Here is a 13,767-nt window from a genome sequence, read left to right as displayed (position 1 = left end):
TTGCGTGCAGAGCTTTTTTATTGCTCTGATTCTAGGGACTTCAATGTGGCGGTTAACTAGGAAGGAATGCCAATGAGAAGGCCAGAAAAGGCAGAGGCAATCGCTCAGCTTACTGACAAGTTCCGTGAAGCTGATGCTGTGTTCCTCACCGAGTATCGTGGCCTTAGCGTTCCACAGATCACAGATCTGCGTGAAAAGCTTGGCACCGATACAACCTACAACGTGGCGAAGAATACGCTTGCACGTATCGCAGCTAAGGAAGCTGGCGTAGAAGGTCTTGACGACATGCTCTCAGGTCCTACCGCTATCACTTTCGTAAAGGGCGATTTCGTTGAAGCCGCTAAGGTTTTGCGTGACTTCACCAATGACAATAAGCAGCTCGTCATCAAGGGCGGTTTCGCAGATGGCTCCATCTACGACGACGCTGGTGTACAGCAGCTTGCAGACCTCGAATCCCGCGATACCCTCCTCGCAAAGATGGCTGGTGCTCTCAAGGGCACAATGGCCAAGGCAGCATACGCATTCGTCGCCGTGCCTACCAAGGCAGTGCGCACATTCGATGCCTTACGCGAGAAGCAGGAAAAGGCTGCATAGTTATCCAGTTAGTGTACTAACGATAACTGTATAGAAGATTTTAAGAATTTTTGGTACTGAGATTTTAAGGATTGGTACCACGACGAAAGGAAGCCATTATGGCAAAGCTTTCCGCTGATGAGCTCCTCGAAGCTTTCAAGGAAATGACACTCGTAGAGCTCTCTGACTTCGTAAAGAAGTTCGAGGAAGAGTTCGACGTTGAAGCTGCAGCTCCAGTAGCTGCTGTTGCTGCTGCTCCAGCTGCAGGCGCAGCTGCTGCTGCAGAAGAGAAGGATGAGTTCGATGTCATCCTTACCGCAGCTGGCGACAAGAAGATCGGCGTTATCAAGGCTGTTCGCGCTCTCACCTCCCTCGGTCTCGCAGAAGCTAAGGCTCTCGTAGACGGCGCTCCAAAGGCTGTTCTCGAAGGCGCTTCTAAGGATGATGCAGAGAAGGCAAAGGCTGCTCTTGAAGAAGCTGGCGCATCTGTAGAACTCAAGTAGTTTCTTCCTTAAAGAAATTTTCAAGGTTTACACTAGTCCTGCTAACCTCTACGGTTGCAGGACTTTTTGTATATGTGCCGCACCATACGTGCCGCGCGCATATAAGTTAGATAGGGCTCAATACTCTGCTTATTGCGGTATTCATTTGTCGGTCTTAAGCGCAGGACAGGTAAAACATATATCAGTGACATCGGTACAATAAAACAGTAGAAGACTTATAGTGAAGCTGTACTGTCAGAAATTAAGTGAGGTGTTGTGCGGTGACTGATTCTCCTTCGCGCGTGGCCACCTGGTCGATAACTGTCAATGATCAGACTTTGAAAGTAGTTGCTCCAGCGGTAGTGGTCATTGGACGAAAGCCTATACGACCAGTGCAAGTTGCTCCAGGCGCTCAACGCATGGACGTTGTTGACGAAACGAAGTCGATGTCGAAGAATCATGCACGTATTGATTTTGCTGAGGAGTCGGCAGTTCTCACTGACTTAAATTCCACGAACGGTACTTATGTAATAGGGCATGGCAATTCGCTTTTGCGCGTGCCTGCGGAAAATCCTTATACTTTTCTGAGCGAAGAGCTTCAGGGACAGTTTGGTGACGTGAAGTTTGCTATTACAGGAAGCTTAGACAGTGCTTCTTGGCATGAGGAGGAAACTGGAAGAGAAGAAGTACAGAATCTCTTCTCCTACAAGTCCGAGGTCACACTTGAGGATGCTCCTGTCACGTCGATGTCTGTCGATGACATATTAGATCTCCGTGCTGGAGAGCCGACGGCTGTTTTTGCGGCGCAAGATACTCGCTCAATGTATGAGACAGAGGAGAAGTCAACTTCTACTGATACTGCAGATGTTGATATGAGAGAGCCTGATACGAGAGAATCTGCAGGTACTGCTGATGGAGAGAGCGCAGATAATGGCGAAGAAAAATATACTTTGCCTACCAGTGTCGAGTCTGCAGTTACGGGACTAGCTCCAGTGACGGAAGACTCGGGATATATGCCAGTGTATGAAGCTGGTTCAGTATTTGACCGACTTTCTCGTGGAGAATTCGGACATAAAAATGATGTCATTGAGATTGATGGTCACTCTAGTGATGAAGCGAAATCTACACGAGACTATAACGTTCAGTTTGATATCGCGCAAATTCCACAGTTGCGCTCTTTCCTCGCATTGAACCCGTTCTTGTATGATGATTTGTATGCGTGGCTAGAGGCTCAGAATAGTTCGGAAGTTGATACAGCACTGAAAACAAATGATGGCTATCTCGCATGGAAAGAGAGTGCTAGGTAATGGTTGAAGAACGTGACATGCGCATGAAAACTTTGAAATCATGGTATAACGACTACAGAGCCAATCATGGTAGCGCACCAGTAGAAGATATGAATCAATTATCGGCACGTCTTGACTTGAACCATGCTCATCCATCAGGGATTGCTCAGCTGTTTTCGAGCGGACATGCACATTTGGACTCACTGTATCGTGATAACGGCATGCTCAAAGCGACCGAACGTAAGCTTGCTCGAGTCCTTGAAGACAAGGCAAACAAGGAACACAACGAAGGCACTGCTCAAATCTCATTGAGTGTGGGCTCAGCTGTATGGCCGGGGCACAATATTCCTATTCTGCTCTATCCTATCCGCGTTGAGGAGCAGGAAGACGGGTCCTTGGCACATGCTCAGATTCGCATTACGGGTCCTGCTACTCTTAATGAGGCATTGATAAATGCTTTGCGCGTTGCTGGTATCGACGTTGAGATGGAAGATATTCTTCAAGAGTCTCATTCGGAAGGTATCAGCATCGATAGTGACAGTGTGTTCCATGCAATCCGCAGTCGTGTGGGAAGCTTAATTGATAAATTCGCAATTGACAATACGCTGATTCTTGGTTGCTTTATCCGTTCCTCCACCCTCATGCTCGCTGATGCCGACAAGATTCTCTCTCATCTTGAGCAAGGACCTACAGGTAATGCTTTACTTGATTGCCTCAATGATTCTGAAGAGGCTCGACAGAAGCTACGTGAGCAGGAGCTACCAGAATATGATTCATCTGACATAGATCCGCATGATGAAGTAGAAGTGGGAGATGTTGATAATATTACCCGATATGCAGCGCGCGTTGCGACGTCGGGAACGTCAATTTTCGTCGATTTACCTGCTGCATATGATAGTGTCCATCAAGCAGCAGCTATAGCTTCACATGCTGTCATGAGCGGGAAGTCTGTACTGTACGCGCCGGGTGTGTCTGAGCAAAAGCGTAATTTTTTGCGTACGATGCGTGATAATGACATGGATAGTTTCGTTGTCGACATCGCTGACTCTCTCGTGGGAGCATCTATCGATTGTCAGCTTATATCTGCGGTAAGTTTCCAGCCGGGAAGTGCATTTAATCGCTTCAATCAGCTCTCTGATGAGTTAGTAGGCGTACGGGGGCGTTTGACGAAGTATTTGTCGGACCTCCACGAGAAAAATGATCAGTGGGGTGTAAGTGCTTACGAGACCATTGAAAATCTGGCTCGCCTTTCTGCACTCCCAAGTCATCCTTCTACACATGTTCGTTTAAGTGTAGATGCCGCTCGTGCCATCGTCGGGCATGAAGAAGAATGGGACAAGAAGCTAGTTCGTGCAGGAGAACTTGGTGAATATACTATTACGGCAGAAGATACTCCGTGGTTTAAAGCCTCACTCTATACGAGCGGTGAAGCGCTCACATCCTACCAGCGTGTAGAACGATTGCTTGATACGACATTGCCAGCTATTCGGCAGCACATTGCGACCACAGCGCAGACGTGTGGGTTCCCTGTACCTGAGACTCCAAGCAAATGGGCTAAGCAAGTCCATGTTTTGCGAAATTTGCGTAAGGTCCTCGACGTCTTCCAACCGGCAATTTTTGAACGTGACATTGATTCTATGATTGAGGCCACGGCTTCCAAAGAGGAACGTAAAGAAAGTAACAGTACTATGGGGTACTGGGAACGTCGTCGTCATACGAAAGAGGCGAAGAGCCTCCTGCGTGCTGGGGCCGGCGTGCTTAATCTTCATGACGCATTGGTCGTAGTTCGTCAGCAAGCGGACTTGTGGCGACAATTTGTGCCACGCGGTGGATGGCCTGTACTCCCACCGCGGTTAGATGACATCATTGAGACTCAGGGTAGTCTTGAGCGTGACGTGACAGCCCTGAGCAATGTTCTTGATACCACACCGATGGGCGGGAATCTTTCGGGAATGGATTTCGAAACTCTTGAAAAGAACTTACGAGCTCTCTACAACGATCGCAACGCTCTCGAAACTCTTCCAGAGCGGACAAGCATTGAAGTAGAGCTCAGCGCCGCAGGTCTTGATGCTCTCATTGACGATTTACGTCGCCGTCGGGTAAAGCCGAGTGTAGCTCCTGACGAATTGCATTTAGCATGGTGGACTACGGTGTTCGAGAGCATCGTGCAGGCATCGCCTATCATCTCTAATCAAGATGGATCTGTACTTTCCGCTGCGACAGAACGCTTTACTCAAGTTGATACGGAGCACGCCCGCTCTATCGGTGCATATGTCCACGAAACTTTGATGAAAAGATTATCTCAAACGGTATATGCGCACTCTAATGATGCAAATGCTATTCATGCAGCATTGACAGTACAGCCGACGATGCGCTATGCCACGATTGCGAGCATGTATCCGCAGATTACTCGGGCGGCAAAACCGATTATTGTAGGTATGCCGGTGGCTGTGGCAGCACAGACTTCTTATGAAGCACAGATTGCAGATGTAGCTATCATTGATGCATGTGCGCATATTGAGCCGATTGAGCTTCTCAGCATTTTAGCGCGTGTACGCACTGTTGTTGTCTTAGCTCATAAAGAAACAGTTTCATCGTCATCAGTAAAAATGCTCATTGATGCCCTGCCTCGTGTAGAAGCGAGTGCACGACTCGTTAAGCGTGACGCTCGTCTCTCTCAATTCTTACGCGACACAGGTTTTGGAGTACTGCCATGCGCAGCGGTACCAGACCAAGATATGTATGCAGTGACGTTTACTCACGTTCCAGCGAATGGTGTGCCGTCTGCAGCTAGCGGCATTGTGGAGACAAGTCGGCAAGAGATTGAAAAAGTCGCCTCTATCATCGAAGAGCGAGCATCACATAGTGAAGTGGTGCCTCAGGGCTACAAGCTTACAGTAGTGTGCTTAAATGATACGCATCGCCAACGTGTCGGGGCAGAACTCAAATCCTTGGCTTCCAAGGATGCGAAGTTGCGCTCGTTCCTTCATCACGTTGCTGTTATAACTATTACCGATGTGGCGGGAATGGATTCGACAGATGTCATCATCACTATGGGCTTTGCGAAAACAACCCACGGTCGCCTAGTTCAACAGTTCGGAGCCCTGGAAAATTCAAATGGTGAAGGGATGCTGCTTGATGCTCTTGCACTAGCTCACAATCAGCTTGATATCGTTTCTTCCTTCACGGCAGTAGAAATGGAAGATGATAGGCTTCACCAGCGTGGACCACAGCTTTTAAAGAAGCTTCTCTCATGGGCACAGAATCTGGATAAGAATGCTGAAGGTGCCGTGGAACATATTCATGAGGATGACGTTCTCCTGAACGATTTAGCAGAACGTATGCGCGCTCGTGGATTACGCGTAGCGGTAAACTACGGATTTACAGAGTCGCAGACTATACCGTTGGTAGTCGGTTTGCCTGGGCAAGCATATGCCTTAGCAGTATGCACCGATGACAAAAACTTCATGAATGTCTCCTCAACGAGGCAACGTCATCGTTTCATGGTGGAAGATCTTGAGTCGCTTGGCTGGTCTGTGATGTACGTGTGGTCTGTCGCCGCATTCGTCAATCCCGAGAAAGAAGTGGACCGTATCGTTGCATATCTTGCGCGTTTGAGCGATGAGAAATAGCAGCGCAAGGACACGGGGAAGGAGAGATGAGACCGCTGAAGAGAAGTAATCGACCTCACAAACGTGTGATACGACAAGGGACAGAGTGGTTTGATGCTGATGGTGTCAAACTCGACCCGTCGGAGGCTGTAGATCGCCTTAATCGTGATGCCGAGGATGATCAGCGCATCCTATCGCAACTTCCACCACACTTTGCAGTATTTGATGAGGAAAGAAAATAGACGTTTGATGAATTTATCTATCACTGGACGTTCTCCCATTGTCTGTTCTTAGCTATTTATCGACATGAGTAGCGGTGGAAACGGCTATAATAGGTGAGTCGCTTTGCACTGTTAGTACGCGCATTGCATCCTGAGCTGGCATAGCTACAGTGATATGAGTGCCAGCGGAAGTGCTTGTCGATGATTCACCTTCCCAGAACTGTGCGTGCGCTTTCTGGTGCGGGATATCAGTGACTATAGCATCACGAGCAAGTGTGGTGCTTGTATCATACTGGTTCTCTTGTGAGTCTAAGCGTGCGGTGATAAGGGTAATGTGTTGCCCGCGAGTGAGAGTAGCTGAAGAACTTGCTAAGCGTACATCGATGCTTGTGTAGCTCACTGGTACAGCAGTCGCATTGTGGAGTGCAGACTTGGGAATAGGACAGTTAGCTTCTAAATCAATAGCACTTGTCTTTCCTACAATGCTTGAGCGTGAAGTAACGAGCGCATTGTGATTTACTCGTAAAGTCAATGGTACCGTACGTAAATCTGAGGAATGGATCACGGTGCCTTTTGAGATGTGCCTAGCAAGGACTACGGTTGAATTTGTTCGTGCTGCCATATGTGGCACTGTGCAAGTAGTAAGAATGCATGCACAGCACAGCCCTATGCTGAGGAACTTGACTACGCGATGAGTAGTAAATCGCTTACGAGCAGTTGAGTAAAAATGCCGATAGAGCCACTGTGCTAATGCGCTAGGTGGAGCGCAGTATCGTGCAGATGATGCAGAATATTGTCTGCGAGGGCGAGTTCGCAGCTTTCTTGGCTGCGTATCACGATGGCGTATAGCTTTGTGCGTTGGGGAAGTCATATCGCTATTTCAGCAGATATGACTACAGCATGCAGATTCGGAATAATGAATGTGCACGAATGTGGATAACCGTGTCGCTCAGAGGTATACCACCATAACTACTAGTTGCATCATTAAGTTACGAGTTTTTGTCGGTACGGTAGAAACCGCTTCCCCTGAAAGTAATACCTCCTACTGAGTACACTTTGTGTACTTGGCTTTCACCACACTGAGGACATACCGTGATAGGTGCGTCGGAGAATGACTGCATACGAGTAAAGTCATGACCGCAATTTTTACAACGATAATGATAAGTAGGCACGGTTCCTCCACATACGCTTTTAAGCTCTTACTAACGTGTCTATACTAGTGCGTGCTCTGACATGTCGCCCGCCTTACGGTATATATGCAACAGCACTTGGCGTAGTATATGCTCATGAAGGCGACACGATAGAGAGTCTAGTATGGATATTTGGGATGAACCTCATTTATTGTGGAGAATATGAATATTCACTCTCTTAGTGGCATAGTGCTTATCGCTATCATATTGGTTATTCTTGCGGGGATTATCCCTACTAAGACAGTGAAAAGTTTGAAAAATGCGTCCCGGCATTCTCAAGATAAGTTTTCGCGTTCATTGCACATCGTTGATGGGAAAGCTGATTCTCCTGTCCGTTTAGGAAATCAGATAAATACTTCAGCAGAGTATGTTACTAAAGTTCGCGCTGCGCGTAAGGCAGCGGTTCAACGCCGTAGGATTCTTGTAAGCATCTTGATATGTGCCATCATAGCTGTCGCAGTATGCGCATGGTATTTTCACTTTAGCTATGCATACATCGTCATTCCCACAGTCCTTCTGGGCATTGTGCTTTCTCTGGGAGTTCGTCAGGCAGAGCAAGCTCGTCAGTGGGAGAAATCTCTTCAAACTGCACGTGCTCGCGCTCGCACGATTGGTAGGCAGGAGCAGAGTGGTCTTTCAGCTGTGACGCAAGGAATTAATACAGATTTCTTGTCTTCTCTAGCTCAAGAATCACTGACATATGAGCGAGATGAAAGAACTCCTCTTACTTTTGCTGTCGATTCTATAGACACTATGGAAATGCGCAGAATTGATGAATCACCCATAGAGGAAATAGACGATGAGGGTGATGTATACAGCCGCGAAATTGTTTCTACAAAGCAAGTAGCAACTGCTGTACCACCATCTTATCCGGTAAGGATTCCACCAAGGGATAGAGAAATGGAAAGAGAAATAAATGCGCCTTCAGTAAAATCACCGCAAAACTTGAGTGTATGATTATCAACTTTTCGCATTTTGGTGCTACATTTGTGCATAGAGTTCCACAAGGATTATGAAAGGAGATAGCAATGGCAATTGCTCTTACACCTTTGGAAGATAAGATTATTCTCAAGCAGGCAGCTGCTGAGACTACGACCGCATCTGGTTTGGTGATTCCAGACTCAGCAAAGGAAAAGCCACAGCAGGGCGAAGTGCTCGCTGTAGGTCCTGGTCGTCGCAATGATGCTGGTGAGCGTATTCCTATGGATGTCAAAGTAGGCGATAAGGTTCTTTATTCAAAGTACGGCGGCACTGAGGTAACGTATGGCGGTGAGGATTATTTGATTCTTGGCGCTCGCGATGTGCTTGCAATTTTGAACTAAGGATAAGCTCGGTTAGCGCTTAAATTTTCCTTGGCGTGTATGGTTGTATATGCATTGCAATCCTCAGACTGCTTTCGTGTAGTCTGAGGATTTTTGTATGAGAATATCGTTTCGTGAGTAAAAAGTTTTCGACACGCCATAAGCGAAAACTTGCACCACTCAAAAATTCATGACATACTATTCAAGTTGCCCATTAAGTGTGGGAACGATGGCTGATTTCCCAAGCGGTCAAAGGGAGCGGACTGTAAATCCGCCGGCTTCGCCTTCAGTGGTTCGAATCCACTATCAGCCACGCCTCGATAGCTCAGTGGTAGAGCACTTCCTTGGTAAGGAAGAGGTCGCGAGTCCAATTCTCGCTCGAGGCTCCATAGCGGGATAGCTCAGCTGGCTAGAGCGTACGACTCATAATCGTAAGGTCGAGAGTTCGAGTCTCTCTCTCGCTACAAAAGCCGAAAGGCTGAACCAATTTTTATGAAAGGTGAACAATGGCTAAGAGCGCCGATATTCGTCCAGGCATTACGCTGGCGTGCACCGTATGCAAGGAACGCAACTACCAGACAACTAAGAACCGTCGTAATACTCCAGATCGTCTTGAGCTGAATAAGTTCTGTGCACGTTGCGGTAAGCAGACCCTCCATCGCGAGACTCGCTAAATATCGTACTTCGAAGAGCCCGGCTAGTCCGGGTTTTTTCATATCTCACGCCCATTTTGACGTTGAGGGTCAAGGATAGATAGATTATAAATTATGGCTAACATCCCCGATGTACAGAATCAACCAAGCTTTGCTGACCTCACAACAATAGGTGTCGGCGGACGTATTGCGCGTTTCGTAGAGCCGCGCACACGCGAAGAATTTATTGAGACGGTCAGGCAGGCTGATGAAGAGAAAACTCTGCTGAGCGTCATCGGTGGCGGGTCGAACATTTTGGTCAGCGATGATGATTTTGATGGAATGGTTGTGAGGGATGCTCGGCACAGTATTACAGTTGTAGATGATGAGTCTAACGATGAAAATTCGTTGCTAAAGAGCATAACTATCCGAGTAGATGCCGGAGTTCATTGGGATGATTTTGTATCGTACTGTGTGCATAACGGTTTTGCGGGTGTAGAAGCGCTTTCAGGTATTCCAGGAACCGTTGGCGCAAGTGTTGTGCAGAACATTGGTGCGTATGGTCAGGAAGTTGCCTCAAGCGTTTCATATGTTGAACTATGGGACCGAGAGAAAAACGAGCTATGCACGTTTGACGTCGATACGCTGGAATTTGGCTATCGCACCTCAATTTTGAAACAATCCATGTATCAGTCTGGGGCACACTCTGCGACTACAAAGTATTTCCCATCTCCACGCTACATCGTACTTGCCGTCGTGTTTAAGCTCACAAAGTCGCACACAAATACCGTGCAAATGGGTCAGCTTGCCAAAGCACTCACAGTGGGAGTAGGACAAACTTTTAATATTGATGATATTCGACGTGCCGTGCTTATGATTCGTATGCGTAAGGGGATGGTGGAGGATCCTCATCGATATGAGAATACATGGATGAAAGGCACCATTCAGGATATCCAGCGTACTTTTGTGGAACTCTCTGGAGATGATGCCAATACTTCCGACAGTAAAGTAGCCGCGAATTTTGGCACTATAAAGGTTGACCGTAACCGTTGGAGTTGCGGAAGTTTCTTTATGAATCCGATTATCAGTACGGAGGTGGCGCAGACCCTTCCTGATGGTGCTCCTCAATTTGATGCAACTCTTCCAGGCGGACGAGAAGGCATAAAGACTTCGGCGGCGTGGCTCATCGACCATGCTGGTTTTAAAGCGGGATTCAAAGTGTCTGATGATGCGACGGCAGGGCTGTCTACACGCCATACGCTTGCGCTGACAAACCGTGGTGGAGCACATTGTAATGACATACTAGAACTCGCTCGTGTGATTCGCGCAGGCGTGAGAGATACCTATGGCATCACACTTGTACCAGAGCCGGTTTTTATCGGCGTAGAAATATAGAAAATACGCCACGCGCATTGACGATACATGATGGAAGAGTAGGATAATTTTCATGACTTATGTGATTGCAGAACCATGCGTTGATGTAAAAGATAAGGCATGCGTAGACGAGTGCCCTGTAGATTGCATCTATGAAGGTCCTCGCACGCTCTATATCAACCCTAATGAGTGTGTAGATTGTGGCGCATGTGAGCCTGTATGTCCTACAGAAGCCATCTTCTATGAAGATGATTTACCAGAGGATTGGGCGTGGTACAAAGCTGTGGCTGACGATTACTTTGCTGAAGTGGGTGATTTTGGTGGAGCGTCTGGTGCTGGTCCAATCGACCACGATCATGCTGACGTGGCAAAGCTGCCAGCTGACGTGAACTCTGCGTGGTTTGAACAGCATTAGTCACTCATGTGAACTTAGTCAAAAGTAGGAAATAGAGTACGTATAGTCAGTACTAAATTCCGAAATTAATTGAATCTTTCCCAAAGCGCTTGCGAATGTCGTCAAGCGCTTTTTCTGTTTTCTTGGCAGAATTTTGTAATCTGCGTGATTTATGTGATTCTTTGTCAAAGTCCATGAACTCGTCGAAGCTTGCCTGAACGATAGTGGTGGAGACGGGGGAGAGATTCGACGTACCAATCCCCGCTAACCGAATGAATTGGGGTAGCGGAGCATCTTCGGATTCACGGGGAAGAAGCTCAGCAAAAAGTTTTTTAGCGTATACGAAAAGCTCAGAGGCAGACTGAGTGGGAGTTTCCATAGTAAAAGATTTGCTTACGTATTTGAGATTTGCAAAGCGTAACTTAACGGTGAGTGTGCGCGCGACCAGACCGCGTTTTCTCAATGTTGAAGCGGTCGCATCGCAGCATTTGCGAAGTAAATTTGTGACCTCGTGTGCGTTACGAGTATCTTCGGGGAAAGTACGTTCATGACCAATTGATTTATCAGGTGCATGTACGACGACTGGCCGTTCATCGAGCCCCTGTGCAGCCATATAGAGCATATGTCCAGTAATGGCGGAGCCCGTCATGCGTGAGATATTATCTTCAGAAAGTTGCGCAAGAGAGGCTACAGAAGAGATACCAAAATTATCAAGGGTACGCTGAAGAGCAGGACCAACACCAGGTATAGCGCGAACGGGCATCATGCGGATAAATTCAGCTTGACGAGATTGAGGAATGAGAAGCATACCGTCGGGTTTTGCATTCGTAGATGCAAGCTTTGCGATGAGTTTATTGGTGGCGATGCCTACAGAACAAGTCAGCCCGAGACGCTCAAAGACAGTCTTTCGTATCCACTGAGCAATGGCTACGGGCGACTTCCACTGCAGAAGAGCGGAAGAGACGTCCATATATCCCTCATCGACACTGACATGCTCAATGCAATCTGTGACTTCTTCAAAAATTGCGAAAACCTTCTGTGAAATAGAACGATAATATTCCATATCTACAGGTAAATAAACGCCATGCGGGCATAAACGGCGAGCAGTCGCTACGGGCATAGCAGAATTGACACCAAAAGCCCGAGCTTCATAGTTCGCAGCGGAGACTACAGAACGTGTTCCGGTACCGATGATGACGGGCTTGCCTTGAAGCTCAGGGTGGCGTCGAGTTTCGCACGATGCATAAAATGCATCCATGTCAATATGTAAAATAGTACATCCGGACGCATCATGTCCCCAGTCTTTTTTGACGGCTTTAGTGCGTGGCGATGTACTCATATGACCATGATAATACGTACTTGTGCATATTTATGCAATGAGGTTGACGCCCCCGGTGTAGTATCGCGGTGTGAGGAAGTGGATGAACCATATAGCAAATACATCGCCGGTATTTTTCCTTTTAGGTGTACAGACCGTAGCTATCGCGCTCGCAAATGAGTTAAGCAAAATTGCTTTTGTGCAGATTGATCCTATTCTCGTAGCATGGTGGCGTATGGGATTTACCGCGCTGATTATGATGATGTGGCGGCGACCTTTTTCCTCAGATAAACGCAAGAATCTTCCTCATGATAGGAAAACATGGATAGTTCTTGCTGTACTTGGTGTAGCCACTGCTGGCATGAATAGCGTATTTTACATTGCGATTAATTCATTAAATTCTGGTGTGGCGACGGCGATTGAATTTATCGGACCGCTCGTTGTGGCAGTGTGGACGGGTAGATCATGGCGCGAGTACTTGGGTGCGGGGCTTGCTTTTGTGGGCTTACTTGTTTTAGCTGGAACTTCAATTTTCTCCCTAGGTCCTTCTTCGGTCCCCGGTCTTGTGGCAATTATCACGAGTGGTGCACTGTGGGGTTTGTATATCGTGCTTGGACGCCAGGTGGCACATGGTGGGAATGGCTTAGATAATTTAGCGTTATCCATGACTATGGGGTGGATACTACAAAGTGTGCTTTTGGCAAAGTCCGCTGTGGAAGGTGTTATTCGTCCGGCACGCACTGCAACATGGGCGAAAGAGAGTGACGGCGCAGTGAAGCTTGTCGCTCTCATGCTTGTCATCGCGCTTCTTGCATCCATCGTGTCGTACGTTATGGATCAGATTTTGATGCGACGTGTGACGGCAAGTCGTTTTTCGGTGATGCAGGCAGTGCTTCCGGCCGTGAACCTTGTAGTGTCTCTCGTGTTTGGAGACCGTCCGGTGTTGCTTGACTATGTCGGCGTGGCAATCATTATTTTTGCAGTAGTAGTGAGCTTCTCCAGCGATGAAGATCCATTACCATCGCATGATTTGACACATCGTCATCATGTTGGTCTACATGAAGAAGATGGCAGTGTCGAAGAAATTGATATTCCAGATTAGAAGACACTCCCCAAAGTTTGAATTTGCACGATTTCTAAAAAATGATAAACTAGCAAAGTTGTTATACAACACGGAGACGTGCCTGAGTGGCCGAAAGGGGCACCCTGCTAAGGTGTTAACTGCGTAAGTGGTTCAGGAGTTCGAATCTCCTCGTCTCCGCATATGCCCTCTCTCGAGATTCTCGGGAGAGGGCTTTTTTCTTGTCTTTACGACTTTTGGCTTATAGGACATTTTGTGTTGCTGTTATGCTTGTTTACCCCTTGTATTTATTGGGATGAACCAT

14 protein-coding genes and 4 tRNA genes are annotated in these 13,767 nt (G+C 47.4%); 15 read left to right on the top strand and 3 right to left on the bottom strand.

The features are described from left to right. Nucleotides 1–72 precede the first annotated feature (72 nt). The 5 genes from rplJ to ACFQY8_RS00920 all read left to right on the top strand — a co-directional run bounded on the left by rplJ (nucleotide 73) and on the right by ACFQY8_RS00920 (nucleotide 6,194). The gene (gene rplJ, locus ACFQY8_RS00940; RefSeq protein ID WP_377937735.1) at nucleotides 73–594 is read left to right on the top strand and encodes a 50S ribosomal protein L10; all 522 of its coding nucleotides are present in this window, start codon (nucleotides 73–75) and stop codon (nucleotides 592–594) included. Between the two features lie 98 nt (nucleotides 595–692). Further along, the gene (gene rplL / locus ACFQY8_RS00935) at nucleotides 693–1,076 is read left to right on the top strand and encodes a 50S ribosomal protein L7/L12 (RefSeq protein WP_377937733.1); all 384 of its coding nucleotides are present in this window, start codon (nucleotides 693–695) and stop codon (nucleotides 1,074–1,076) included. Between the two features lie 260 nt (nucleotides 1,077–1,336). Beyond that, entirely contained in the window at nucleotides 1,337–2,362 is a 1,026-nt protein-coding gene (locus ACFQY8_RS00930; protein WP_377937731.1) for an FHA domain-containing protein, read from the top strand. Then, entirely contained in the window at nucleotides 2,362–5,973 is a 3,612-nt protein-coding gene (locus ACFQY8_RS00925) for a helicase (protein WP_377937729.1), read from the top strand. The genes ACFQY8_RS00930 and ACFQY8_RS00925 overlap by 1 nt, the downstream gene beginning before the upstream one ends. 26 nt (nucleotides 5,974–5,999) lie before the next feature. Beyond that, nucleotides 6,000–6,194, top strand: coding sequence for a BAG family molecular chaperone regulator 5 (locus ACFQY8_RS00920; RefSeq protein WP_377937727.1), 195 nt, complete (start codon nucleotides 6,000–6,002; stop codon nucleotides 6,192–6,194). Nucleotides 6,195–6,246: 52 nt separating this feature from the next. Here ACFQY8_RS00920 and ACFQY8_RS00915 read toward each other — a convergent pair whose 3' ends face one another. Then, the gene (locus tag ACFQY8_RS00915) at nucleotides 6,247–7,044 is read right to left on the bottom strand and encodes an SAF domain-containing protein (protein ID WP_377937725.1); all 798 of its coding nucleotides are present in this window, start codon (nucleotides 7,042–7,044) and stop codon (nucleotides 6,247–6,249) included. A 118-nt stretch (nucleotides 7,045–7,162) separates the two neighbouring features. Beyond that, the gene (locus ACFQY8_RS00910; protein ID WP_377937723.1) at nucleotides 7,163–7,345 is read right to left on the bottom strand and encodes an FmdB family zinc ribbon protein; all 183 of its coding nucleotides are present in this window, start codon (nucleotides 7,343–7,345) and stop codon (nucleotides 7,163–7,165) included. A 180-nt stretch (nucleotides 7,346–7,525) separates the two neighbouring features. On the opposite strand from ACFQY8_RS00910, the gene ACFQY8_RS00905 reads away from it, so the two are divergent. From ACFQY8_RS00905 to fdxA, 8 genes are all read left to right on the top strand, one after another. Continuing rightward, entirely contained in the window at nucleotides 7,526–8,320 is a 795-nt protein-coding gene (locus ACFQY8_RS00905) for a hypothetical protein (protein WP_377937721.1), read from the top strand. Between the two features lie 71 nt (nucleotides 8,321–8,391). Next, the gene (gene groES / locus ACFQY8_RS00900; protein ID WP_377937719.1) at nucleotides 8,392–8,685 is read left to right on the top strand and encodes a co-chaperone GroES; all 294 of its coding nucleotides are present in this window, start codon (nucleotides 8,392–8,394) and stop codon (nucleotides 8,683–8,685) included. Nucleotides 8,686–8,895: 210 nt separating this feature from the next. Beyond that, a tRNA-Tyr gene (locus ACFQY8_RS00895) sits at nucleotides 8,896–8,977 on the top strand. A gap of 1 nt (nucleotide 8,978) precedes the next feature. Continuing rightward, nucleotides 8,979–9,053 (top strand) — tRNA-Thr (locus ACFQY8_RS00890). A gap of 1 nt (nucleotide 9,054) precedes the next feature. Next, a tRNA-Met gene (locus ACFQY8_RS00885) sits at nucleotides 9,055–9,128 on the top strand. Between the two features lie 42 nt (nucleotides 9,129–9,170). Then, nucleotides 9,171–9,338, top strand: coding sequence for a 50S ribosomal protein L33 (gene rpmG / locus ACFQY8_RS00880; RefSeq protein WP_377937717.1), 168 nt, complete (start codon nucleotides 9,171–9,173; stop codon nucleotides 9,336–9,338). Nucleotides 9,339–9,431: 93 nt separating this feature from the next. Next, complete coding sequence (locus tag ACFQY8_RS00875; RefSeq protein WP_377937716.1) at nucleotides 9,432–10,691, top strand: FAD-binding protein; 1,260 nt, start codon at nucleotides 9,432–9,434, stop codon at nucleotides 10,689–10,691. Between the two features lie 52 nt (nucleotides 10,692–10,743). After that, a complete protein-coding gene (fdxA, locus tag ACFQY8_RS00870; protein ID WP_377937714.1) occupies nucleotides 10,744–11,085 on the top strand; it encodes a ferredoxin in 342 nt (113 codons plus the stop codon). A 52-nt stretch (nucleotides 11,086–11,137) separates the two neighbouring features. Here the strand turns inward: fdxA and dinB are convergent, their stop codons facing one another. Next, nucleotides 11,138–12,403: a DNA polymerase IV gene (dinB, locus tag ACFQY8_RS00865; RefSeq protein WP_377937712.1), complete on the bottom strand. Its 1,266-nt coding sequence runs from the start codon at nucleotides 12,401–12,403 to the stop codon at nucleotides 11,138–11,140. Between the two features lie 82 nt (nucleotides 12,404–12,485). Between dinB and ACFQY8_RS00860 the strand changes: the two genes are divergently transcribed. Beyond that, nucleotides 12,486–13,484: an EamA family transporter gene (locus tag ACFQY8_RS00860; protein WP_377937710.1), complete on the top strand. Its 999-nt coding sequence runs from the start codon at nucleotides 12,486–12,488 to the stop codon at nucleotides 13,482–13,484. 72 nt (nucleotides 13,485–13,556) lie between these two features. Beyond that, a tRNA-Ser gene (locus ACFQY8_RS00855) sits at nucleotides 13,557–13,643 on the top strand. Nucleotides 13,644–13,767: the final 124 nt, after the last annotated feature.

The sequence above is a fragment of the Alloscardovia venturai genome (assembly GCF_042676605.1).
GTDB lineage: Bacteria > Actinomycetota > Actinomycetes > Actinomycetales > Bifidobacteriaceae > Alloscardovia > Alloscardovia venturai.
This window is presented reverse-complemented; position numbering and strand designations above follow the sequence as displayed.

What these genes read in the sequence shown, in the direction of transcription:
- rplL (WP_377937733.1), top strand. Translation starts at nt 693, where the DNA reads ATGGCAAAGCTTTCCGCTGATGAGCTCCTCGAAGCTTTCAAGGAAATG.
- fdxA (WP_377937714.1), top strand. Translation starts at nt 10,744, where the DNA reads ATGACTTATGTGATTGCAGAACCATGCGTTGATGTAAAAGATAAGGCA.
- rplJ (WP_377937735.1), top strand. Translation starts at nt 73, where the DNA reads ATGAGAAGGCCAGAAAAGGCAGAGGCAATCGCTCAGCTTACTGACAAG.
- ACFQY8_RS00875 (WP_377937716.1), top strand. Translation starts at nt 9,432, where the DNA reads ATGGCTAACATCCCCGATGTACAGAATCAACCAAGCTTTGCTGACCTC.
- ACFQY8_RS00920 (WP_377937727.1), top strand. Translation starts at nt 6,000, where the DNA reads ATGAGACCGCTGAAGAGAAGTAATCGACCTCACAAACGTGTGATACGA.
- ACFQY8_RS00905 (WP_377937721.1), top strand. Translation starts at nt 7,526, where the DNA reads ATGAATATTCACTCTCTTAGTGGCATAGTGCTTATCGCTATCATATTG.
- dinB (WP_377937712.1), bottom strand. Translation starts at nt 12,403, where the DNA reads ATGAGTACATCGCCACGCACTAAAGCCGTCAAAAAAGACTGGGGACAT.
- groES (WP_377937719.1), top strand. Translation starts at nt 8,392, where the DNA reads ATGGCAATTGCTCTTACACCTTTGGAAGATAAGATTATTCTCAAGCAG.
- ACFQY8_RS00925 (WP_377937729.1), top strand. Translation starts at nt 2,362, where the DNA reads ATGGTTGAAGAACGTGACATGCGCATGAAAACTTTGAAATCATGGTAT.
- ACFQY8_RS00860 (WP_377937710.1), top strand. Translation starts at nt 12,486, where the DNA reads ATGAACCATATAGCAAATACATCGCCGGTATTTTTCCTTTTAGGTGTA.
- rpmG (WP_377937717.1), top strand. Translation starts at nt 9,171, where the DNA reads ATGGCTAAGAGCGCCGATATTCGTCCAGGCATTACGCTGGCGTGCACC.
- ACFQY8_RS00915 (WP_377937725.1), bottom strand. Translation starts at nt 7,044, where the DNA reads ATGACTTCCCCAACGCACAAAGCTATACGCCATCGTGATACGCAGCCA.